20 protein-coding genes are annotated in these 21,384 nt (G+C 53.0%); 3 read left to right on the top strand and 17 right to left on the bottom strand.

Annotation, left to right across the window (positions count from 1 at the left end; genetic code table 11):
* Positions 1 to 83 precede the first annotated feature (83 nt).
* The 5 genes from H142_RS14400 to H142_RS14405 all read right to left on the bottom strand — a co-directional run bounded on the left by H142_RS14400 (position 84) and on the right by H142_RS14405 (position 5,797).
* Positions 84 to 506, bottom strand: a complete 423-nt coding sequence (locus H142_RS14400; RefSeq protein ID WP_017931016.1) for a hypothetical protein — start codon at positions 504 to 506, stop codon at positions 84 to 86.
* A gap of 76 nt (positions 507 to 582) precedes the next feature.
* Complete coding sequence (gltX, locus tag H142_RS0105050; RefSeq protein WP_017931017.1) at positions 583 to 1,932, bottom strand: glutamate--tRNA ligase; 1,350 nt, start codon at positions 1,930 to 1,932, stop codon at positions 583 to 585.
* Between the two features lie 3 nt (positions 1,933 to 1,935).
* A complete protein-coding gene (locus tag H142_RS0105055; protein WP_017931018.1) occupies positions 1,936 to 3,603 on the bottom strand; it encodes an NAD+ synthase in 1,668 nt (555 codons plus the stop codon).
* An 80-nt stretch (positions 3,604 to 3,683) separates the two neighbouring features.
* Entirely contained in the window at positions 3,684 to 4,883 is a 1,200-nt protein-coding gene (locus H142_RS0105060; RefSeq protein WP_017931019.1) for a serine hydrolase domain-containing protein, read from the bottom strand.
* On the bottom strand, positions 4,880 to 5,797 hold the full coding sequence (locus H142_RS14405) for a Gfo/Idh/MocA family protein (RefSeq protein ID WP_017931020.1): 918 nt from the start codon (positions 5,795 to 5,797) through the stop codon (positions 4,880 to 4,882). Before H142_RS14405 ends, H142_RS0105060 begins: the two co-directional genes overlap by 4 nt.
* Before the next feature lie 205 nt (positions 5,798 to 6,002).
* Between H142_RS14405 and H142_RS0105070 the strand changes: the two genes are divergently transcribed.
* Positions 6,003 to 6,269 carry an HU family DNA-binding protein gene (locus tag H142_RS0105070; RefSeq protein WP_017931021.1) on the top strand — a complete coding sequence of 89 codons (267 nt, stop codon included), beginning with the start codon at positions 6,003 to 6,005 and terminating at the stop codon, positions 6,267 to 6,269.
* Between the two features lie 109 nt (positions 6,270 to 6,378).
* On the opposite strand, the gene H142_RS0105075 is transcribed toward H142_RS0105070, so the two are convergent.
* From H142_RS0105075 to glmU, 4 genes are all read right to left on the bottom strand, one after another.
* Positions 6,379 to 7,755 (bottom strand): class II 3-deoxy-7-phosphoheptulonate synthase, encoded by a 1,377-nt coding sequence (locus tag H142_RS0105075; protein WP_017931022.1) that lies wholly within the window; start codon positions 7,753 to 7,755, stop codon positions 6,379 to 6,381.
* 134 nt (positions 7,756 to 7,889) lie between these two features.
* Complete coding sequence (gene gor, locus H142_RS0105080; RefSeq protein WP_017931023.1) at positions 7,890 to 9,272, bottom strand: glutathione-disulfide reductase; 1,383 nt, start codon at positions 9,270 to 9,272, stop codon at positions 7,890 to 7,892.
* A 50-nt stretch (positions 9,273 to 9,322) separates the two neighbouring features.
* Positions 9,323 to 10,027 carry a ribose-5-phosphate isomerase RpiA gene (rpiA, locus tag H142_RS0105085; RefSeq protein ID WP_017931024.1) on the bottom strand — a complete coding sequence of 235 codons (705 nt, stop codon included), beginning with the start codon at positions 10,025 to 10,027 and terminating at the stop codon, positions 9,323 to 9,325.
* A 10-nt stretch (positions 10,028 to 10,037) separates the two neighbouring features.
* A complete protein-coding gene (gene glmU, locus H142_RS0105090; RefSeq protein WP_017931025.1) occupies positions 10,038 to 11,393 on the bottom strand; it encodes a bifunctional UDP-N-acetylglucosamine diphosphorylase/glucosamine-1-phosphate N-acetyltransferase GlmU in 1,356 nt (451 codons plus the stop codon).
* 150 nt (positions 11,394 to 11,543) lie between these two features.
* On the opposite strand from glmU, the gene H142_RS0105095 reads away from it, so the two are divergent.
* Positions 11,544 to 12,206, top strand: a complete 663-nt coding sequence (locus H142_RS0105095; RefSeq protein WP_017931026.1) for an HAD-IA family hydrolase — start codon at positions 11,544 to 11,546, stop codon at positions 12,204 to 12,206.
* A 34-nt stretch (positions 12,207 to 12,240) separates the two neighbouring features.
* Here the strand turns inward: H142_RS0105095 and H142_RS0105100 are convergent, their stop codons facing one another.
* Entirely contained in the window at positions 12,241 to 12,441 is a 201-nt protein-coding gene (locus H142_RS0105100; protein WP_017931027.1) for a hypothetical protein, read from the bottom strand.
* 299 nt (positions 12,442 to 12,740) lie between these two features.
* On the opposite strand from H142_RS0105100, the gene H142_RS14410 reads away from it, so the two are divergent.
* Positions 12,741 to 13,337 (top strand): helix-turn-helix transcriptional regulator, encoded by a 597-nt coding sequence (locus H142_RS14410; protein ID WP_017931028.1) that lies wholly within the window; start codon positions 12,741 to 12,743, stop codon positions 13,335 to 13,337.
* Here the strand turns inward: H142_RS14410 and H142_RS0105110 are convergent.
* From H142_RS0105110 to H142_RS14415, 7 genes are all read right to left on the bottom strand, one after another.
* Positions 13,334 to 14,755 (bottom strand): MFS transporter, encoded by a 1,422-nt coding sequence (locus H142_RS0105110; protein WP_017931029.1) that lies wholly within the window; start codon positions 14,753 to 14,755, stop codon positions 13,334 to 13,336. The genes H142_RS14410 and H142_RS0105110 overlap by 4 nt on opposite strands.
* Before the next feature lie 27 nt (positions 14,756 to 14,782).
* Positions 14,783 to 15,835: a sugar phosphate isomerase/epimerase family protein gene (locus H142_RS0105115; RefSeq protein ID WP_017931030.1), complete on the bottom strand. Its 1,053-nt coding sequence runs from the start codon at positions 15,833 to 15,835 to the stop codon at positions 14,783 to 14,785.
* The gene (locus tag H142_RS0105120; RefSeq protein ID WP_017931031.1) at positions 15,832 to 16,926 is read right to left on the bottom strand and encodes a Gfo/Idh/MocA family protein; all 1,095 of its coding nucleotides are present in this window, start codon (positions 16,924 to 16,926) and stop codon (positions 15,832 to 15,834) included. Before H142_RS0105120 ends, H142_RS0105115 begins: the two co-directional genes overlap by 4 nt.
* A 136-nt stretch (positions 16,927 to 17,062) precedes the next feature.
* A complete protein-coding gene (locus H142_RS0105125) occupies positions 17,063 to 18,376 on the bottom strand; it encodes a PQQ-dependent sugar dehydrogenase (protein ID WP_017931032.1) in 1,314 nt (437 codons plus the stop codon).
* Positions 18,377 to 18,524: 148 nt separating this feature from the next.
* Positions 18,525 to 19,145, bottom strand: a complete 621-nt coding sequence (locus H142_RS0105130; protein WP_017931033.1) for a LysE family translocator — start codon at positions 19,143 to 19,145, stop codon at positions 18,525 to 18,527.
* A 55-nt stretch (positions 19,146 to 19,200) separates the two neighbouring features.
* Positions 19,201 to 20,244, bottom strand: coding sequence for a Leu/Phe/Val dehydrogenase (locus H142_RS0105135; protein WP_017931034.1), 1,044 nt, complete (start codon positions 20,242 to 20,244; stop codon positions 19,201 to 19,203).
* Between the two features lie 79 nt (positions 20,245 to 20,323).
* Entirely contained in the window at positions 20,324 to 21,319 is a 996-nt protein-coding gene (locus H142_RS14415) for a nicotinate-nucleotide--dimethylbenzimidazole phosphoribosyltransferase (RefSeq protein ID WP_033315005.1), read from the bottom strand.
* Between the last annotated feature and the right edge of the window lie 65 nt (positions 21,320 to 21,384).

Here is a 21,384-nt window from a genome sequence, read left to right on the forward strand (position 1 = left end):
TGAACACCCAATGTGTTTAGCAAACTCGCTAGGCAGTTTGCCCTCGGTAAATTCATCCCGACCGGCGGCGACTGCCTAACTTTTTATCTATCGATCGTCAGAAACAAATCTTGCTTCCGTAATATGTAAAGCAGAAACATCGCGGCGGCAGTCGGCAGCGCCGCCATAAACAGGATATTAAATGGGGTGTTCGGAAATATCCCAAATTTATCGAAATAATCAGGCACCAGATAAGGCAAGGCCATCAATGTTCCAACGGCGTGAATCCCAAATATCAACCCATATGAAATTCGCTTTTTAAAGCCGAGTAAAAATGCGAGAAGCAGGAGAAGACCAAGCCCGCCAATAGCATAGGCCAAGGCGTCAGGCAGGTGATCCACATTGTAATATTTAGCGAACAATCCCTTGGTCAAATCAATATTAACAGCCTTACCTATCCACCACGGCGCTAGAAATAGAGCAATGAAAAGACGCGTTAAAAATAGGGGTAGTTTCAAATTCGGCATAATATCTCTCCTCATAAACTCGGCTATGAGGAGGTTTAATCCAAAGACAAAATCAAGATTTTGTGAAACCGGGCATTTAGCCTTTTTCCCCGCGAAGGCGCGCCGCGCTCGCCTTATGTCCCAGCAAGAGCAGTATCTCGTCCATGGCCGGGCCATTCTGACGCCCGGTTAAAGCTTTACGAAGCGGCATAAAAAGCCCGCGGCCTTTGCGCCCTGTTTTAGACTTTAGCTCCGACGTCCATATTCCCCATGTTTCATCGGTAATTTTTTCGGGCAGGCAATCTGCGGCCTCTTTGCAAAATTCCACATCCTCGTCATCAATTTGCCCCTGCATGGGCGCATAGAGCGTCTTCGCCCAACCGGCCACGTCGCGGAACTTTTCAATATTAGCGCGAACAAGTGTCCAGAACGCTTCGCCATGATCTGCGCCCATTTCCGCCAGGCGCGGCTTGGCGGATTTATACGGCAAGTCATGGAGGTAGCGTGCATTGACCAGAGCCAGCTCGGCTTCGTCAAACCGGGCCGGCGCGCGGCCGATTTTATCAAATGAAAACTCGTCAATCAGGATATCCAGCGACGGCTTCGCTTCAACCGGATCGGAGGTTCCGATTTTACCCAGCAGTGACAGCAATGCAGTCGGCTCCAGCCCTTGATCGCGTAATTGATCCATAGACAGGCTGCCCAACCGTTTGGACAGGCTTTTACCGTCCGCGCCGACGAGAAGTGGCGTGTGGGCAAATTGGGGAACAGGGCCGCCCAAAGCTTCAAAAATCTCAATCTGCGCGCCGCTATTGGTGACATGATCTTCGCCGCGAATGACATGGGTAATTTTGGCGTCAATATCGTCGACGACGCTCGGCAAGGTATATAAAAATGAGCCGTCATCACGAATCAAAATAGGATCAGAGATCGATCCGGTATCAATGCTTTGATCGCCGCGCACCAGATCGGTCCAGCTTGCGCTCTCACCGGAGAGTTTAAAACGCCAATGCGGCTTACGGCCCTGGCTTTCCAACGCGGCGCGGTCGTCATCGGACAAGCCTAATGCCGCGCGGTTATAGATGGGCGCCTGCCCCTGCGCGCGGCGTAATTTACGCTGTTTATCCAGCTCTTCCGGCGTCTCGAAACACGCATATAATAGACCCGCTTCGCGTAGCTTACCGGCAGCGGCTTCGTATTGTGAAAAGCGCGCGGATTGGTTGAACGTATCGTCCCAGTCAAGACCCAGCCATTTCAGATCCGTTTTAAGACCGTCTTCAAAGGCTTTTGTTGAGCGCTCCAGATCCGTATCATCAATACGCAGGACGAATTTACCGTCCTGGCCGCGCGCGAACAGAACGTTCATCAGCGCGGTGCGGACATTACCGACGTGAAGCTTGCCCGTGGGCGACGGCGCAAAACGGACGATGGGAGTAGAAGACGTCATAATCTAGCTTTCTAACGGGATATGATCCCGGTATTTATTTGTAATCGGATAACGGCGGTCTCGCCCGAAATTTTTATTGCCGATTTTCACGCCGGGCGGGGCCTGTCTACGCTTATATTCATTAATGTAGAGCAGGTTCTGAATACGCGAAACCAGTTTCGGGTCATGCCCGCGCGCAATGACAGTTTCTACCGCCTCTTCGCGCTCAATCAATCCCATCAGAATATCGTCCAGAACCTCGTAAGGCGGCAGGCTGTCACTGTCTTTTTGATCAGGGCGAAGCTCGGCGCTCGGCGGTTTGGTGATGATCCGCTGCGGGCAGGGTTTGTCTCCTCCCAGTAGGTCCTCGGGGTTAAGGGCATTGCGCCATTTTACCAGCCGGAAGACCTCGGTTTTATAGACGTCTTTGAGCGGATTATAGCCCCCGCACATATCCCCATAAAGGGTAGCGTATCCGACTGCCATTTCGCTTTTATTACCCGTTGTGACCAACATAGGGCCGAATTTATTCGACAAAGCCATAAGGGTCACAGCGCGGCTGCGCGACTGTATATTTTCTTCTGCCGTTCCGGGCTGCGTGCCGTCAAACATCGGGCCAAGCATGTCCATAAACCCGGTTACAGCGGGCGAAATCGGTATAATATCGTAGCGGCAGCCAATACGGCTCGCGCAGGCTTTGGCATCCTCCAAGCTATCCGAGCTGGTATAGTCATAAGGCAGCATCACGCACCAGACCCGGTCAGGGCCAAGGGCGTCGGCGGCAATACTCGCCACGGCCGCGCTATCAATGCCGCCGGACAGACCTAATATGATCTGTTTGAAGCCGTTTTTATTGACATAATCGCCCAGGCCCAGACACATGGCGCGCCAGTCGGCCTCGTCGCCGCTTAATTGTTTTTCCAGCTTGGCCGACGTGCACGTCCAGCCGCCTTTGCCTTTCTCCCAAGTTGCAATGTCATAATCTTCGACAAAGCTTTTCAGCGCTTGAACGACGCGTCCATCCGCTTCCATTGACCAAGATGAGCCGTCAAAGACCAGCTCGTCCTGCCCGCCGATTTGATTGACATAAATGAGCGGCAAACCTTCATTATGCACTTTGGCGCCCAGTGCTTGCGTGCGCTCAACGTGGGCGGTGCGCCTCCACGGCGATCCATTCGGCGATATTAATAATTCCGCGCCTTGGTCTTTCAAATGTGCGGCCACGCCGTCCTGCCAGAGATCTTCGCAGATCGGCAGGCCGATTTTTACACCTTTAAACTCGACAGGTTGCGGCAGCGGGCCGCGCGAAAACAGACGGGCTTCATCAAAGACGCCGTAATTGGGAAGGTGATGCTTAAACCGGGCATCCGTGATGGCGCCATCACGCATAAACAGCGCAGCATTATAAAGCCGCCCGCCGTCCAGCCATGGCAGGTTAAATACTGCCGCCGGGCCGCCATCTGTCAGCTTGGCGAAATCTTCTGCCAAAGCCCGGCAGTCTTCGACGGCAGCAGGCTTTAAAACCAAATCCTCGGCCGGATAGCCGATAATAAATTGCTCAGGCAGCACCAAAATATCTGCGCCGTCTGTTTTTGCGCGCGCATAGACGGCTGCCGCCTTATCGAAATTGGCCTGCAATGCGCCCACGGTGGGGTTGAGTTGCGCAGATGCGATTTTTAGCGTTGTTGTCATAAATTGTATTTAAGACTCTTATAAGGCGGGGCAAGCTTTCGCTGACTTTACTGCGCGTATTATTAGCTGCAATGATGAGTCTATCGGCTGTAATGCTCCGAAATCTGCTGAGAGACCAAAACCCCTTCATGTTTGGGGGACATGCCGCGCGGGCCGGCTTCGGTAAACTCACGGTCGGCGGAGTTTTTGACAATTACGATATTGGCCTTTGGATTGATATATATGGTCTGCCCATAAATGCCGTTGGCATAAAAATCACCATCGGCATTTTCGGGTACCCACCATTGATATCCATAGTCGAAAGGATCTGCGATGTCCGGCGACGGTGCGGATTTAGCCGTGCTGGCCGCGACCCAGTCCGCCGGAACAACCTGCTCTCCGTTCCATTTACCGCCGTCACGAAATAGCGCGCCGAACAGCGCATAATCGCGCGTCGTCATATTCAGCCCGCCAAGCACAAAGGCGACGCCGCCTTCATCCGTGATGTAATAGCCGCTATGGGACGCGCCGAGTTTAGACCATAGCCGCGTTTCAAAAAGCTCGTGAAAGGTTTCTCCCGTCGCGCTGCGCAAAACCATGCCCAGTATATGGGTATCAATAGAAACATAATGACGGGCCGTGCCGGGCGCGCGGTCCTGCACCTTTAAAGAACGCGAAAAGCCGTCCATGCTGTCGCCCCACGCTATGGCGCGGCCCATACGGTTAATATCGCTGTCCTGATCCATATAATCTTCGTTAAACCCGACGCCCGAGCTCATATTCAGAACATTAAGCAATGTCGCATCGCTGTATGCGCTATCAGCCATCTCCGGTATATAATCCGTGACCTTATCGTCCAGACTGCTGATCTCGCCGCGCTCCAGCGCTGTGCCGAATATAGCAGAGACAAAGCTCTTGCTCATGGACCAACTAATGCGGCGGTCATCAGCATGAGTGCCTTTATAATAGTCTTCGAACACAATATCATTGCCGCGAATAACCAAGAAGGCGGTTGTGTCTGTCTCCTCTAACCAGTCCGTCAGACGAACCTGCTCTCCGCCTAAAGTGACGAATTCTGGCAAGTCTTCGGGTGTCTTGCCCCAGACATGGGGATTCTCTGAGGCTGCGTAGCGCTGGACAGGAAAAACCTTATCCATATTGGAGAAATTGGCGACGATACGGTCATAATCAAACAGATGTTTAACGGCTAAAGCCCGCTTGACCTGCGGGCCTTTAATGACAGCCGCAGCAATCCCGATTATTAACAAAACGACTAATAAGCCTATGATAATGCGTTTCATGACACCTCCCCGTCTATCTCCAGCGCAGCCATCATGGCCAGTAGTCCATCCTCGCCTGTTACGGGCGGAGCGCTGTTTGTTTTTATCGCCGTGATAAAGGCGTCTGTTCCCGCGCCAAGACTGTCAGCGGCGCGCGGGTCATCACCGAAGCCGGCGTTAAATCCATATCCCGTTGTGTCTTCGAACGTCTTATTAACGAAATCAATCTTGAGCACGCCCGTGGGATAATGAATTTCCATCATCCGGTCACGGCCGTCTTCAACGCGGCTGGCTTCCAGCTCCGCTTTAGCGCCACCATCAAAGTATAAGCTGGCCTGCGCGGCGTCCGGCGTTTGTGACCGGACGGCGATGGATTGTCCGTCAATACGCTGCGCCGGGCCGCCCATAATCCAAAAGACCATATCCAGATCATGTGTCATCAGATCCAATGTCACGGACACATCCGTCCCGCGCGGAGAAAACGGGCCCATACGCTTAGCTTTAATGAAGACCGGTTTTTCTGTCGCTTTTTCAATTCCAATCGCTTGCATGACAAAACGTTCCTGATGCCCGATTTGCAAAATGACATTATGCGTCTTCGCAGCCTCGACAATGGCGCGGCCATCTTTTGCGTTCGTCGCAATCGGCTTTTCGATCAGAACATGTTTGCCGGATTTGATCGCACTGAGTGCGGCATCGGCATGAAAGCTGGCGGAACAGGCAATGATCAAACCATCAACTTGCGCAATGAGATTGGAGAGGCGCGTGAAAGGTTTACACCCGAATTGACTTGCGGAAGCCTTGCAGCGCGTCTGATCCGAATCGTAAATCCCGACCAATTCAGCGTCTCTGTGCGCCGCAACTTTGCCGGTATGATAGCCGCCAAAGACCCCCGCACCGACGATTCCAAGCCTGATTTTCTTTTCCTGTGTCACATATAGCCTTTCCGTTCCGACTCACCTTATAACGTGGCAGACGGTGATTTGGCGGTTAAATGACAAGTAATTTGTCCTTAATTTCTAAATAATCGTCCAAAAGGCCCATAAAATGGGAGTCGTTAACCTTTTGTTAACCAAATCAACGGCGCTCTAGGGTTAAGGTTTATGCAAATTCGCATAAACGGTTCTCAAGGAGATAACGATGAACAAAAAAGAACTTGTAGGCGCACTCGCCAGCAAATGTGACATGACGCAGGCTGCGGCCACTGAAACGCTAAATGCATTTTGCGATATTGTCGTCAGCGAGCTTAAAGACGGTAATGGCGTTGCCATCCCCGGCTTTGGTCAATTTATTGCCAAGCACCGTCCGTCGCGCGAAATGCGCAATCCGGCCACCGGAAAAATGATGATGAGCAAGGCGAAAACATCTGCCCAGTTCAAGCCGTCTATTGGCCTTAAAGACCTTTAGGGTTTCTAGTATTTTGAAAAGCCGTCCATTTTGGGCGGCTTTTTTTATGTTCGACGACTTAAGTCCCATCGTGCGTTTTATCAAATTAGATTATAACTTTGCACTACAGCTAGCTGGCCAGACGCGCGCTGTTAGCGACGCGGTAACTGCGCAATTGTTCACTGATTAGAAAAGCCAGCTCGAGCGCCTGATCGGCATTCAGCCGCGGATCGCAATGCGTATGATAGCGTGAGGAGAGATCCTCTTCGCGCACGGCAATCGCGCCGCCAATGCATTCGGTGACGTTCTGGCCGGTCATTTCAAAATGAACGCCGCCCGGCCATAGATTCTCGCTATGCAGTACATCCATAAAGCTTTTGACCTCACCCATGATGCGGTCAAACGGGCGGGTTTTATAGCCTGATGCCGTCTTTAGCGTATTGCCGTGCATCGGGTCACAGGACCAAACAACAGTTTTCCCCGCCCGCTCGATTGCGCGGGCCAGATTTGGCAGATGCTGTCCAACTTTATCATGGCCAAATCGGCAAATCAGGGTCAAGCGGCCTGCTTCATTAGCCGGGTTAAGCTTGTCACATAAGCGCAGAAGATCATCCGGCTCCATTGTCGGGCCGCATTTCATGGCGATCGGGTTTTCAATGCCGCTCATAAAATCAACATGGGCGCCGTCAAGCTGGCGCGTGCGATCGCCGATCCAGAGTAAATGAGCAGAGGTATCATACCACCGTCCCGACGTACTATCGATGCGGGTCATAGCCTGCTCATATCCAAGCAATAGGCCCTCGTGAGAAGTATAAAGTTCCGTACTAGACATTTGCGGCGTGGTTTCCGCCGTCACGCCGCAGGCCTGCATAAACTCCATCGCGTCGGAGATTTTATCGCAAACCTCTTGATATTTTCGCGTTTGCTCGGATCCGGCCACAAAGCCGAGTGTCCAGTCATGAATATTGCGCAGATCGGCGTAACCGCCCGTCGAAAACGCGCGCAGCAGGTTCAGCGTCGAGGCGCTTTGCCCGTAAGCTTTCAGTAGGCGCTTGGGATTTGGAATGCGGGATTTTTCGTTAAAATCCATACCGTTAATATTGTCACCGCGATAACTGGGCAATTCTACGCCATCACGCACTTCAACAGCGCTGCTGCGCGGCTTGCCAAATTGTCCGGCAATGCGGCCGACTTTAACAACAGGCTTACCCGCCCCATAAGTCAACACGACAGCCATCTGCATGAGAACGCGGAACATATCGCGTAGATTATCGGGATGGAACTCGCGGAAGCTCTCCGCGCAATCCCCGCCTTGCAGCAGGAAACTTTCCCCGCGCGCGACAGCGCCGAGGCGCTGCTTTAAACGGCGCGCCTCACCGGCAAAAACCAGCGGCGGATAGCCTGACAACGTCGCTTCAATCTCGGCCAATTTATCCAGATCCGGGTAGTCGGTCGGAATATGTTTGGCGGGGAGTTTGCGCCAATTTGAAGGAGTCCATTTTGTCATATTTACAGCTCAGCAATTTTCATATGCATAAATTATCAATTTCTGCCGTCAGTCTTAGCAAATAATTGCGTTAGCGGCTATAAAAAGGCACGTTTGTGGAAAATTTTTCTCAGCTTGGGTCAGCCAAGATCCGTCTAACTCACAATCGTCGTTTTGTTTGGCTCGCGCGGCTTTAGCGTCACGATTTCTTCAGCCAGAGTCGGGTGAACAGCGCAGGTCTCATCAAAATCTGTCTTGGTCAAACCCGCTTTCACACAAATACCGAGCGCCTGAATAATCTCCGGGCTGTCATCGCCGACAATATGGATGCCGATGACTTTCTCATCTTCACCGACTGTGATGAGCTTCATAAAGCAGCGCTGCGATTTATCAGCTAAAACATTTTTCATCGGGCGGAATGAGGTCGTGTAAACCGTCAAGGCTTCTCCATGTTTTTGCCGCGCGTCATGTTCAGTCATACCCACCACACCGATAGGCGGGCGCGTAAAGACCGCACTGGCAATATTATCATGGTCATAAGCGGTTTTATTATTTTTAAAGACCGTCTCAACAAAAGCCGCGCCTTCGCGAATAGCGACAGGGGTTAAGTTCACACGGTCGGTTACATCGCCCACAGCATAGATATTATTCACCGATGTTTTTGAGTATTTATCAACCTTAATCGCGCCGTTATCCGCAAGCTTTACGCCCGCATTTTCCAGGCCCAACCCGGTGGTGTGGGGCTTACGCCCTGTCGCCATGAAAACCAGGTCTGTTCCGATTTTCGTGCCGTTATCAAAAGTGACAATATAGCCGCCTTTGGTTTTTTTAATTTCCGTGGGTGAAGCATTGAAGCGCACGTCAATGCCGTTATTGCGCTGCACGTCCAAAACCGCGTCGCGCACCTCAGCGTCAAAACCATTAAGCAGTCGCCCGCCCCGGTAAACCTGCGTGACTTCGACGTCCATGCCGGCAAAAATTCCGGCAAATTCGCACGCTATATAGCCGCCGCCAATCATCAAGACGCGCTCCGGCAATTGATCCAGAAGAAATGCATCATCTGACATAATGGCGTGTTCGTGACCGGAGATGTCAGGCATCCATGGACGTCCGCCAACCGCGATAAGGATCGTTTTGGCTGTGATGGTTTTACCGCTGTCTTTAAGTTTAACTGTATGCGCATCCTTGATCTCAGCGCGTTCTTTGAACAAATCCGCGCCGTTTTTCTCAAGCATGGTTGCATAAATTCCGGACAGGCGGTTGACCTCTGCTTGTATGGAATCGCGCAAACTTCTCCAATCAAACGACGTTTTACCCACGGTCCAGCCATATTTCTGCGCGTCTTTGATCGCGCCGCCAAACTCCGCGCCATAGACCAGAAATTTCTTAGGAACGCAGCCGCGTACAACGCATGTTCCGCCCGGTTTGCTTTCTTCAGCCACCGCTACGCGTTTTCCCAGTTGAGCGGCCAGCCGCCCGGCGCGCACGCCGCCAGAGCCTGCACCAATAACAAATAAGTCGTAGTCATACTTGGCCATAAGGCCTCCTCTATCTCGTGTCAGGGCGCGGAGTTAGCGCCAAGGGCGGCTCAAGCCGCCTTGATTTCCATGATTTTTGCGTGGTCTGGCGCGCCTACTATGACGTATGCGGCAAGGCCAATAAAAAGTCCGTGTTCCATCACGCCGGGTATCTGGCTCAGCAACTGTGCCGTCTGGGCAGGATCGGGGATGAGCTCGCATTTACAATCGAGAATATAATGCCCGCCATCGGTGATCAGCGGCCCGGTCCCCGCCTTATTCTGGCGCAATGTGGTATCCGTGCCGCGACACTTGCTCTCTTGCAAGGCGAGGAGGATTTTCTCTGCCGTCAGCGCCATACCAAAGGGATCAACCTCCACCGGTAAGGGGAAAGCTCCCAGATTTTTTTTCATCTTAGACGCGTCAACAATAACGGCCATACGGTCAGACGCATGGGCAATGATTTTCTCGCGCAGCAGGCAGGCGCCGCCGCCTTTAATCAGATTAAACTCCGGATCAACCTCATCTGCGCCGTCTACCGTTAAATGGATGCGGTCCACCTTGTCCGGTTCTATCAAAGGCACATTATGCTGGCGCGCACAATCCGCCGTCGCCTCAGAGGTCGGGACGCCGCGCAGGCTCATACCTTGCCGGATTTGTTTGCCGAGCAAAGCTATGAACAACTCTGCTGTCGATCCCGATCCCAGCCCCAAGGTCATGCCGTCTTCGACAAGTTCCAGTGCGGCGTGGGCAGCATTTTGTTTAGCTTGGCTCATCTGTTCTCTCTTAGGATTTAGATTTTTTACGGGCGTCTTGGGCCGTTCGGTAACGCTTCGCCCAGCCCTCTTTGTTCACTTGCACCGCGCGGGCAACAGCCAGCGCATCTACGGGGACATCTTTGGTAATAACCCCGCCGGAGCCGAGGTAAGCTCCTGCGCCCAATGTCACTGGCGCGACAAGTGAGCTGTTGGAGCCGACAAAGACCCCGTCCCCGATAATGGTTTTATGTTTGTTATAGCCGTCATAATTACAGGTGATTGTGCCCGCGCCGATATTCGCGCCTTCGCCGACTTCGGCATCACCGATATAAGACAGATGGTTGATCTTGCTGCCCTTGCCGATGATCGATTTCTTCGTCTCGACAAAGTTGCCGGCCTTTGAGCCCTCGCCCATCACCGTGCCGGGGCGCAAGCGCGCAAAAGGACCAATTTGGGCGTTCTCGCCGATCTGCGTGCCTTCAATATGACAGAAAGGGTGAATTACCGCGCCGGACGCAATTGTGACATTCGGGCCAAACACAACATTGGCGCCGATTTCTGCGTCTGATTCAATCTGTGTATCATAGCAAAAATAGGTCGTCTCGGGATCGCGCAATGTGACGCCATTATCCATAATCGCGGCGCGCTTACGGCGTTGAAATGACGTTTCGGCGATGGCCAAATCGGTGCGGGAATTAACGCCGACAACTTCGTCCGGGTCGGCGGCGGTCACGGCAGCAATTTTATGTCCCGCGCTGCGGCCAATTTCGACCACGTCGGTGAGATAATATTCCCCTTTAACATTGTCGTTTGTGACTTTGGACAAGGCGTCAAACATGATCGCGGCATTGCCTGCCATGATACCGCTATTGCATAGATTAACCGCTAGCTCTTCGTCGCTGGCCTCTTTGGCCTCAACTATCTTGAGCAGATCCCCATCTTGAGTCACCAAGCGGCCATAAGCGCCTGCGTCATCCGGGATGAACCCCAGAACAGCAATATCGGCCCCGTCATCCAATGCGGCAAACACATCAGCCAAGGTTTGCGCGCGGATCAGCGGCGCGTCTGCGCACAGCACAATCATATCACCGTCAAAATCACCCATCGCACCTTTGGCGCAAAGTACGGCATGGCCTGTGCCGTGTTGCGGCTCTTGCACGGCAATATCCAGACCCAACGTTTCAGCCGCGGCGCGGACATCATTATTATGCTCGCCCACGACGCAGACGACTTTATCTGCCCCGGCCTGACGGGCCAGATCAGCCACCCATGCTAGCAATGAACGGCCGCCAACATTATGCAATACCTTAGAGCGCGCGGATTTCATTCGTGTGGATTTACCGGCCGCAAGAATAATCGCTGCGCGTTGCTTGTGTTTACTCATAAGACCCGCTTCATGGTTTTAGTATCAGATCGCGCTATCAACGCATTTCCCCGTGTCTATAAAGGGATTTATTTGCATCGGCCACCGCTTTGCTTCCATATAGTCATTAAACTGCGGAGACATAAGTGTGACATTTTCAAAGGCGATTAAATGAGCCGGGCCTCCCTTGTCTTCGACCTTGACGGAACACTGGTCGACACCGCTCCTGATCTGGTGCGCGTTCTGGATACAGTTGTGGCGCGGCACGGCGTCAAGGCTGTTAATTATAACAGGATTCGAAATCTGATCGGGTTTGGCGCGCGGGCGCTCATCACAAAAGCGCTGAGCGATGCCTGCGTGGTTGTGCCGGACAGTGAAGTTGATGATATGCAGGCCGAGTTTCTAACACTCTACAGTCAGGATATTGCACAATTATCCAGACCCTTCGACGGAGTCGAAGAAACGCTGGCCGTCTTGAAACGGCGCGGGTTTGACTTGTCAGTTGCGACAAATAAGCCGGGCTGGCTGGCGCGTCCGCTTTTAGAGGCGCTTGATATGAGCCTGTATTTTGACACAGTGATTGGCGGAGATGAACCGGACGCCAAAAAGCCGGACGCGGCCCATATATATGCGGCCTGTGGACACCGCGCGACGCGGCCCATTGTCGTTATCGGCGATAGTCCACCTGACGCAGGCGCGGCGCGAAACGCCGGAGCCACATGTATATTGATGAGCTATGGATACAGTGCGGTGGCCATAGAATCACTAAAGGCGGACGTGATCTTGCGAAAATTTCGCGAGATCCCATCCGCCTTACAGTCTTTGCTTAAATAGGGTCTAAAGAGAGAGAGAGGACCCTAAAGAGAGATTAAGCAAAGTTTTCTGAATTACTTGACGGTACACCGTTCACCATATTTGAACGAACATCGGTGCGCGCAGAGCGCATAGATGCCAGAAAGCCGCCGGGTACGAGGTCGACTTTAACATCTTTACCGCGTTCAGCCCAATAAGCTTCGATTTTTTCTTTGATGCGAAGGGCACCGTCTTTTGTACAATAGTCACCAGTCATGTGAACCTCTTTTGGTTATCGGCCCCGCCCCAAGGCGTGACGATTAAATTTCGATGGAAAGCGTTTCCATGTCTTAGAGGTAACATTTGTTATTAGTATTTCAACCTAAATCTATAAAAAAATTTGTTATAAAATTGTAATAGTTTTTATTGAAACCCTTCAGTCTACGTTCATAAATCACTATTCTGTCCACGATTCGATGAATTTACAGGCTAAATTGCTGATTTTATACGGATAAGGCTTTCAATATTATCTGATATTTAATAGGTTTTACTAATAATTTTAGGATAGGATTGATTATGGCACGAAAATTTGGAGATATTCTTCGCGCCGCCCGCCTTGAACATGCCCTGTCACAGGCGCAGCTTGCCGGACTTTGCGACGTGAGCCAGCCCACAATCGCCAGTTGGGAGCGCGGTGCACATGCCCCCCGCCGCGCCGCCGTGATCAAATTAGCCTCCGCATTAGGTCTGACGCCCTCAAGTTTTTTTGAGGATGGACCACCGCCTGCACGGCCCTTGAATACGCTTCCACTCATGCAGGTTCCCGTTCTGGATTGGCCGGAGCGGTTTGCAGCTCTCGCGACCTCACCCATAAGACGCTATTTACCGATAGGCGTCGATGCTGCCCGCCCCATTGCCCTGCCCCTCGCTGATATCCAGATGAATGCGCTCGCCCCGTTAGGCAGCCTGACAGTCATCGACATCGGAAGCGCCACACTTAAAGACGGAGATGTGGCTTTGATCGCGCAGACCGGCGGCGTGCCCATATTGCGACGCATATCCGGCGGCGGCTCTGTTGTAGAGACCGCGCCCCTGCGCGGCCCGTCTATATCATCTCCCATCGGCGCACATACTATTCGCGGGCGCGCCGTGATGATGGTCAGCGAGCTTTAAGGTTCGTAAGTCTTCGTTAGCGCAACATGCTCGCCCGCTCCCGCCGCAACCTGCTTGCGCATTACAAACAGCACTACAAAGGCTAGAATTAGGATAAGCGGGAACAATGCCAGATTCGACATTGCGGTTTGTCCCGCAACAACTTCCGCTGCGTCGCCTGTCACGCCTGCCGCATTGGCTTGCTTTCGCGCAGCGTCAATCCAGCCGCCAATGACGGGATTCCAAAATGTGAGGGCGAACATGCCCGAGGCACCCAGAAGCGACATACCTAACGCGCCTGAGCGCGGAATATATTCGGACACAAAACCGACCATTGTCGGCCAGAAGTAGCAGACCCCAATCGCAAATACGATTGCGGCCAGATAGATCATTCCACCTGTCGCTATGCTCATTAGGAACAATCCTGCGCTCGTCACAACCGCTGACATAAGCAAGACACCGACAGGGTTAAGTGCATGGATTACAGGTCCGGCAAAGAATCGGCCAACAGCCATCAATCCTGTCACCATGGCTAAAACTAACATGGAGCTTGCGCCTGTGCTCCCCAAAATACGCTCAACCCATTGCTGCGTACCTAGCTCTGATGTGGTCGTCAGCGTCATCAAAGCCATCATGACGAAGAGCAAGATGACATCACGCCAGCTGTTGCCGCGCTGCCGCAGCAACACAGCAAGCAAGACGAAAACAATTGCCAGAACAGCAAGTTTACCGCCTACTGTCTTAATGAAGGCCAGCGCTGGAGACAAATTCACCAATGCGAAAAGCGCCAGCAGCGCCATAACGGCAATCAGCATGAGCAATGTAAATACATTAACAGGTGAGCTTTTAATTCTTTCGGGGAACTGAGTTGTAAAAATCATATAACCATAAATTGCGGTAGGAATGAGCATGATTCCGATTTGCGATTGCCAGCTCATATCTAGCTTGGTGCCCATAATATAAGCGATAACAGCGCCAATAACTATTCCGCCCGGAAACCAAACGTGGAAACGGTTCAGCATAGTAGATTTATTGTTCTTATACATATCGGCGATCATCGGATTACATGCCGCTTCAACACTGCCATTTGCAAACCCAATGAAGAAAGTAGAGACCAAGAGTCCTAAAAACCCACTGGCGGCCATCGTTAAAATAAGGCCCAGTAAGTGTCCTGCAAAAGCCAGGATCATGATTAATCTTGGGCCAAGCTGGGTGTAAAGATAACCTAAAAGTACCATGGCTAAAGGAAAGCCTAAAAATGCCATAGCATTTACAAAGCCGAGTTCTGTATCTGTAAGCCCTATGGTCTCATTAAGCTGGCCTAGAATACCGGCACGGATCGCAAATGTCATTGCCGTTACGATCAATGATATACAGCTAAGTAGGAACAAGCGGTCGGGGTTTATCCCGTGCTTCATATCCATTGTATCTGTTGCCATGTTTACTCTCCCCTGTGTTTCTTTTATTTAGTCCAGCCCCAACATTTTGCGGTTGGTGGCTTTATCGGCGGCGCCTCCGGCAAAGTCGTCAAAGGCTTTGTCGGTCACGCGAATAATGTGATCCGCGACGAATTGTGCACCTTCGCGCGCGCCGTCCTGATTGTGTTTGAGCGCGCATTCCCATTCGACAACGGCCCAGCCGTCAAAATCATAGGCGGCGAGCTTTGAAAAAATGGCTTTGAAATCAATCTGTCCGTCGCCCAGAGATCTGAACCGCCCCGGACGGTCGACCCACGGGAGATAGCCGCCATATACGCCGGCCCGCCCGTTTGGACGAAACTCGGCATCTTTGACGTGAAACATCTTGATGCGCTCGTGATAGAGGTCGATATATTGCAAATAATCCAGCTGCTGCAGGATAAAATGAGACGGATCATAAAGAATATTGCAGCGCGGATGATTGTCCACCAGTTCTAAGAAGCGCTCGAATGTCGCCCCGTCATGCAGGTCTTCGCCCGGATGGATTTCATAGCAAATATCAACGCCGCATTCGTCGTAATAATCCAGTATGGGCCGCCAGCGGCGCGCCAATTCCTCAAACCCTTCTTCAACCAGTCCTGCAGGGCGTTGCGGCCATGGATACATAAAGGGCCAGACCAGAGCGCCGGAAAAGGATACGGATTGCGTCAGGCCGAGATGTTGGCTCGCTTTGGCGGCATATTTGACCTGCTGCACCGCCCATTTTTGGCGCTCGTCAGGTTTGCCGTGAAGCTCTTTGGGCGCAAAGGCGTCAAAAGCCGTGTCATAGGCCGGATGGACGGCCACAAGTTGCCCTTGAATATGGGTGGATAATTCTGTGATCTCGACGCCCCACTGCGCGCAACTGCCCTTAAGCTCGTCGCAATAATCCTGGCTTTCAGCGGCCAGCTTCAAATCCATACATAATGGATTATCGGTCGGGATCTGCACGCCCTTATAGCCCGCGCCGGCCATCCAGCGACAGGCATTTTCCATCGTATCGAACGGCGCATCGCCCATAAATTGCGCCAGAAAAATGGCCGGACCCTTCATCGTTTTCATTTGATTTCCACCCATTTTGAATGTTTAGCCGAGGACTTGAGCAGCGCCTCGACAAAAGCCATGCCGCGCACGCCGCCCTCTATCCCTGTGACTACTCCGCCACCGCTGCGTAGCGCGCGCGCAAAGTCCAAATAGACATTGGCAAAAGCTTCCAGATAACCTTCGGGATGGCCCGGCGGTGTGCGAAACCCATCCTGCGCGCCCTCAGACAAATAGCCCTGCGCGGCGCGTAGTATTTCTGTCGGACGATCGGCATATGTGCGGATCAGCGTATTAGGTTCTTCCTGCCGCCATTCCAGCCCGCCGATCTCACCGTAAATCCGGATGGACAGGCTGTTCTCTTTACCGACGCAAATTTGGCTGGCAGATAATGTCCCCTTCACGCCATCTTCCATTCGGAACAGGCATGACCCGTCATCATCAAGACGGCGGCCCTCGACAAATGTCGTTAGATCCGCCGCGACATGCGTCATGCGCTTGCCTGTCATAAATTCGGCCAGATTATGCGCGTGTGTTCCGATATCGCCCATACAGCCTGATCCGCCCGAGCGCTTAGGATCAGTGCGCCAATCGGCCTGTTTCGTCTCAATCGGCGTGGCCAGCCAGCCTTGGATATATTCGACATAAACTTTGCGCACTTCGCCGATACCGCCCGCCTCGATAATACCGCGCGCCTCACCGACCAGCGGATAGCCCAGATAGGTATGGGTCAGACCGTAAGCTTTCCCGGATTTTTCAACGATTTTGCGAAGCGCCCTGGCCTCTTTGACGTCCAGCGTTGCAGGCTTGTCCGACAGCACAGCAAAGCCCGCCTGCAGCGCTGCTTTGGCGACCGGGAAATGCATATGATTAGGCGTCACGATTGAGACAAATTCCATGCGTTGGGATTGGGGCAGCGCCGCCTCACCCGCCATCATGTCGGAATATGATGCATAGCATCGCGCCGGATCAAGGCTCAGCTCTTCCGCCATGGATTTGGATTTTTCAGCTGAAGATGAAAACGCGCCGCAGACCAGTTCGATCTCGCCGTCCAGACGCGCGGCAAATCTGTGGATCGCCCCGATAAAGGCGCCCGGTCCGCCGCCCACCATCCCCATGCGTACGCGATTGCTCACCAATTCTCTCCCCGTTCGCCGCGCCTGTTTCGGCGTCTAGCGTGTAAATGACAGCGCTATCATGCTGGCATTATCCACTAATTGCAAGATAGCGCGAGAGAAAATATGGTCCTTATTTGGCAGTGACTCTCCAGATAATATTTCCGACGTCGTCTGTGACCAGAAGCGCGCCGTCTTTGGCAAAACCAACATCGACAGGACGGCCCATGGCCGTATCACCGGCCACAAAGCCGGATAAAATATCTACCGGCTCACCTGATGGACTGCCTGCGGTGAAAGGAATGAATATCACTTTATAGCCGCTGCGGGGCTTGCGGTTCCATGAGCCGTGCTGGCCGACAAACAGTCCGTTTGAATAATCTGCGCCTAGCGTTTCATCCTCGGCAAAGGCAATTCCTAATGAGGCCGTATGCGATCCCAAGGCGTAATCCGGCGAAATGGCGCGCGCAACCATTTGCGGATTAGCAGGTGTCACCCGCGTGTCGACGGTTTGCCCATAATAGCTCCACGGCCAGCCATAAAATGCGCCGTCTTTCACCGTCGTCACATAGTCCGGCACCAGATTATCGCCGAGTTCGTCACGCTCATTCACTGCCGTCCATAGCTCGCCATTATCAGGATTCCAAGCCAGACCGTTCGGATTGCGCAAACCCGCCGCAAATAGCCGCTTATAGCCTGTGGCAATGTCGACTTCCCAGATTGCGGCGCGGCCCTGCTCAGCTGCAAGGCCGTTTTCAGCAATATTGCTGTTCGAACCGACCGTAGCGTAGAGCTTTTTGCCGTCCGGTGAGGCAATAATATTTTTGGTCCAGTGATGATTAATGTCTCCAGCGGGCAAATCAGTAATAGGCGTGGCGTTTGCCGTAATTTGTTTTGCAGCGGAGTTATAGGGAAAGCTGACAATGCCATCCGTATTGGCAACGAAAAGCGTGTCGTCGACCAATGCCATGCCGAAGGGTGAATGCAGGCCCGTCAGATAAGCTGTCTTTTCATCGGCAATCCCGTCGCCATTTGTATCACGCAGCAGGCTGATGCGGTTCGCGCTGGGCACGCCGGCTCCGGCCTTCTCCATATAACGTTTCATGAAAAAGCCTTTTATCCCGTTTCCGTCATCAGGACGTTTCGGGGCATTACTTTCGGCCACTAGCACATCGCCATTTGGAAGCACATATAGCCATCTGGGATGGTCCAGACCGGACGCAAAAGCATTCACCGTCAAACCGGTTGCGGCTATAGGCGTCTGCCCCGCGGGCCAGCCTTTGGCATCGGCAACGTTAACAGTCGGGATCAATTTACTCTCCGGCTTCGGCAAAACCGGTGTGGCTCCGTATCCGATGGATACCGGCGCGGGTTGCGCCGAAGAGCACGCCACAAGAATGCATATGGAAACGGTAGAGGCGATATATCTGTGAAGTCGTTTGGTCATGCTCGTGCCTTAAAATAAAGGGTGTACTCTATATATAATGCGCGACACGCAGCCGGGTTGCGCAAGACATAACCGATGGTCTTACAGTCTGATCGCTGAGCGCGGCTAATCTTGCCCTTTGGTCCACATCCTAAAAGCGTTTACATATTTATGCCGTCGTAACGGCTATCCAGATCGCTATGGCAATGAGAGATACCGAAAATATAAGCCGCGCCCAAAGCGATTTACGCCATTTCTCAAACGCTCCGCCAAAACTGGACGCTGTCATGACGATTGCAATGTGGATGACAGTCGCAACCAATAAATGGATGCTACCCAAAATAAGGATTTGCCACCACAGGCTTCCGATGGAGGGGGTCGCAAATTGACCGACCACCGCAATGTAAAACACCAGTGCTTTCGGATTTAAAACATTGGCGATGAAACCGCGCAGAAAGCCTTTTGAGGACAGACCTTTGACGGGCGAGGATATACCGGAGTCAGAGAACGCTTCCCATGCCAGATATAGCATGAATACCACGCCTGCCCAGCGTATAAATTGATAGGCGACCGGGAAGCTATTGATCACTGTCGAGAGCCCCGTCGCCGCAGCAACGATTTGCAAAGCCAGCCCCAGCGCTACCCCTAATACGGCGGTCAGACCAATCTTGCGCCCATATTGGGCAGACAATGTCGCAAGCCAGCCCATATTCGGGCCGGGCGTTAGCTCGACAATCAACATGGCGGCAAGAAATGCCGTCCAATTCATCTGCGAAAGGAATTCAGTCATATTAAGCCCTTATGGGCTTTTAACCGTTTAACGCCCTGTGTCTCTATTGATTAAATCAGGCGCGACCCAAGCGCTGGCGCGCCATGTCATCAGCGATTTCATTGGTCGGCCGCTTGGCCCGTTCGGCTTTGGCAAAAACATCACGCGTCGTCGCTTCAAGCTCATCAAGTTTTGAGGCCACCCATGCCGGATCATATGTGCCGGAGATTTCCGAGGCAATATTGATGATCCCGCCGGCATTGATGACGTAATCCGGTGCGAACAAGATATTATTGCGGTGTAACGCAGCGCCCATTTCCGGCGTGCTAAGCTGGTTATTGGCTGCGCCAGCGACAATTTTAACCTTCAGCTGTGGCAGAGTATCGGGATTGATTGCACGGCCCAGCGCGCAAGGCGCAAATATGTCGGCCTGTTGGCGGTAAATGTCATTGGGCGCGACAATAACAGCGCCCAGCTCATCGCGCGCTTTCTGCAAGGCTTCAGTGTTGATGTCTGTAACAATCAGCCGGGCGCCGGCTTTGTGCACATGCTCACACAATGCATAGCCGACATGACCAATGCCCTGTACAGCGACAGTTAAGCCGTTGAGACCGTCGCGACCCAGCCTATGCTGCACCGCCGCGCGCATGCCGCGATAAACGCCTTCCGCCGTAATGGGGGACGGGTCTCCAGAGGCAGCTTCGCCGCTATTTAATCCGGCCACATAAGGGGTTTGGGCGTGGATAATTTCCATATCCGCCGGAGAAACGCCGACATCTTCGGCCGTGATATACCGCCCGCCAAGCTGGTCAATAAATTTGCCGAAGGCCGTAAAAAGTGCCGTACGGTTAAATTCACCTTCGGGTTTAATAATAACAGCCTTGCCCCCGCCCAAATCCAGATTGGCCATGGCATTTTTATAGCTCATCCCTTTGGACAAGCGCAGCACATCGTCAATAGCGGCGTCTTCACTGACGTAGGACCAAAGTCGGCATCCACCGGATGCCGGGCCGCGGGCTGTGCTGTGAATGGCGACAATCGCTTTTAGTCCGCTGGCCGGATCGGCGAAGGCGTGAACGCCTTCATGGTCATCGAAGGAAGGGTGATCAAAAACAAACATGCTGACTCCGCATGAAATCAAAAATTATAATGCGCTATAACGAGAGTGCAGCGCAAAATCACCAGCGATTTTCATTGCTTTACGAGAAGTTTTGCCCATCCGCCATAGTTGTGGCAGCGCGGCAAGCGGATTGCAACATACCCATAGCGAGAATAGCGCCGGAGCCGTCACCAACACCAATCCCCAAATCAAGAAATGGCGGCTTACCGATACGCTCCAAAAGCGCTTTGTGTCCGGGTTCACGCGTGGCGTGGGCCGCATAGCAATTCGCAATGGCGTCGGGATTGATATGGTGCAAAATCGCTGCCGCTGTGCAGCAGACAAAGCCGTCGAGTAAAACCGGAATATGTTGATGTCGCGCCGCCAGCAGCGCGCCGACCATACCGGAAATATCGCGCCCACCCATACGGGCGAGAATCTCCAGTGGGTCAGTCAAATGATCAGAATGCAGTTTCGTTGCTGCCGAGACCGCCGCAATACGTTTGGGCGCAATGTCGGCGCTCCCGCCGGCCCAGTATTCAGTTTGTCCGCCATAGAGTCCGCGCGCGACGGCCGCCGCCGCTGTTGCTGCGCCATATCCGGCATTGCCCAGCACCAGAACATCTGCGCCTTCGGCCACAACTTCCATGCCAAAGGCGATGGCTGCGGCGCAGTCGCGCTCTGACAGAGACGGGCCTTCCGTCATATCGGCGCACGGCACTTCAGTACCCAATTCAAAAATCTTGAACGCGGCCTCGGCCGTTGCGGCAAGGCTGCGCACGCTGGCCGGACCTTCGGTGAGCAGCTTGACCCGCGCCGCAGCGCCCGCCGCCGGATCAGTGTCTAAAACGCGTTGTGCCACGCCGTGACTGCCGACAAAAACAGCAACAAGTGGACGGGTAATGTCCGGACGCAATGTTCCCTGCCATCCCGCAAGCCATGTCACAGGCGCAGATAAATCGCCCAAAAAGCGTAGCGGGTCATGGCCCAAAGCCGTTTCGAGCTGTTCAGCACAATCATTATCGCGCGGCGGAACACTGTTAATCAAAGCGCGAATATCATCAAATGGCGCGCCGTCTTGAATGGGGTCGGTCATACCGCCTTCTAGCGTTTCCACACAGCGCGTAAAGTGCATGTATAGCGCGCGGCGGACTGTTCACC

The sequence above is a fragment of the Robiginitomaculum antarcticum DSM 21748 genome, from assembly GCF_000365025.1.
Classification (GTDB): Bacteria; Pseudomonadota; Alphaproteobacteria; order Caulobacterales; family Maricaulaceae; genus Robiginitomaculum; species Robiginitomaculum antarcticum.

Excerpts from the sequence above, each read along its gene's own strand:
- H142_RS0105110 (WP_017931029.1), bottom strand. The coding sequence starts at position 14,755 with ATGGCAACAGATACAATGGATATGAAGCACGGGATAAACCCCGACCGC.
- glmU (WP_017931025.1), bottom strand. The coding sequence starts at position 11,393 with ATGAGTAAACACAAGCAACGCGCAGCGATTATTCTTGCGGCCGGTAAA.
- H142_RS0105100 (WP_017931027.1), bottom strand. The coding sequence starts at position 12,441 with ATGACTGGTGACTATTGTACAAAAGACGGTGCCCTTCGCATCAAAGAA.
- H142_RS0105135 (WP_017931034.1), bottom strand. The coding sequence starts at position 20,244 with ATGTTTGTTTTTGATCACCCTTCCTTCGATGACCATGAAGGCGTTCAC.
- H142_RS14410 (WP_017931028.1), top strand. The coding sequence starts at position 12,741 with ATGGCACGAAAATTTGGAGATATTCTTCGCGCCGCCCGCCTTGAACAT.
- H142_RS0105095 (WP_017931026.1), top strand. The coding sequence starts at position 11,544 with ATGAGCCGGGCCTCCCTTGTCTTCGACCTTGACGGAACACTGGTCGAC.
- H142_RS0105130 (WP_017931033.1), bottom strand. The coding sequence starts at position 19,145 with ATGACTGAATTCCTTTCGCAGATGAATTGGACGGCATTTCTTGCCGCC.
- H142_RS0105055 (WP_017931018.1), bottom strand. The coding sequence starts at position 3,603 with ATGACAACAACGCTAAAAATCGCATCTGCGCAACTCAACCCCACCGTG.
- H142_RS0105120 (WP_017931031.1), bottom strand. The coding sequence starts at position 16,926 with ATGGTGGGCGGCGGACCGGGCGCCTTTATCGGGGCGATCCACAGATTT.
- H142_RS14400 (WP_017931016.1), bottom strand. The coding sequence starts at position 506 with ATGCCGAATTTGAAACTACCCCTATTTTTAACGCGTCTTTTCATTGCT.
- H142_RS0105115 (WP_017931030.1), bottom strand. The coding sequence starts at position 15,835 with ATGAAAACGATGAAGGGTCCGGCCATTTTTCTGGCGCAATTTATGGGC.
- gltX (WP_017931017.1), bottom strand. The coding sequence starts at position 1,932 with ATGACGTCTTCTACTCCCATCGTCCGTTTTGCGCCGTCGCCCACGGGC.
- rpiA (WP_017931024.1), bottom strand. The coding sequence starts at position 10,027 with ATGAGCCAAGCTAAACAAAATGCTGCCCACGCCGCACTGGAACTTGTC.
- H142_RS0105070 (WP_017931021.1), top strand. The coding sequence starts at position 6,003 with ATGAACAAAAAAGAACTTGTAGGCGCACTCGCCAGCAAATGTGACATG.
- H142_RS14415 (WP_033315005.1), bottom strand. The coding sequence starts at position 21,319 with ATGACCGACCCCATTCAAGACGGCGCGCCATTTGATGATATTCGCGCT.
- H142_RS0105075 (WP_017931022.1), bottom strand. The coding sequence starts at position 7,755 with ATGACAAAATGGACTCCTTCAAATTGGCGCAAACTCCCCGCCAAACAT.
- H142_RS0105060 (WP_017931019.1), bottom strand. The coding sequence starts at position 4,883 with ATGAAACGCATTATCATAGGCTTATTAGTCGTTTTGTTAATAATCGGG.
- H142_RS0105125 (WP_017931032.1), bottom strand. The coding sequence starts at position 18,376 with ATGACCAAACGACTTCACAGATATATCGCCTCTACCGTTTCCATATGC.
- gor (WP_017931023.1), bottom strand. The coding sequence starts at position 9,272 with ATGGCCAAGTATGACTACGACTTATTTGTTATTGGTGCAGGCTCTGGC.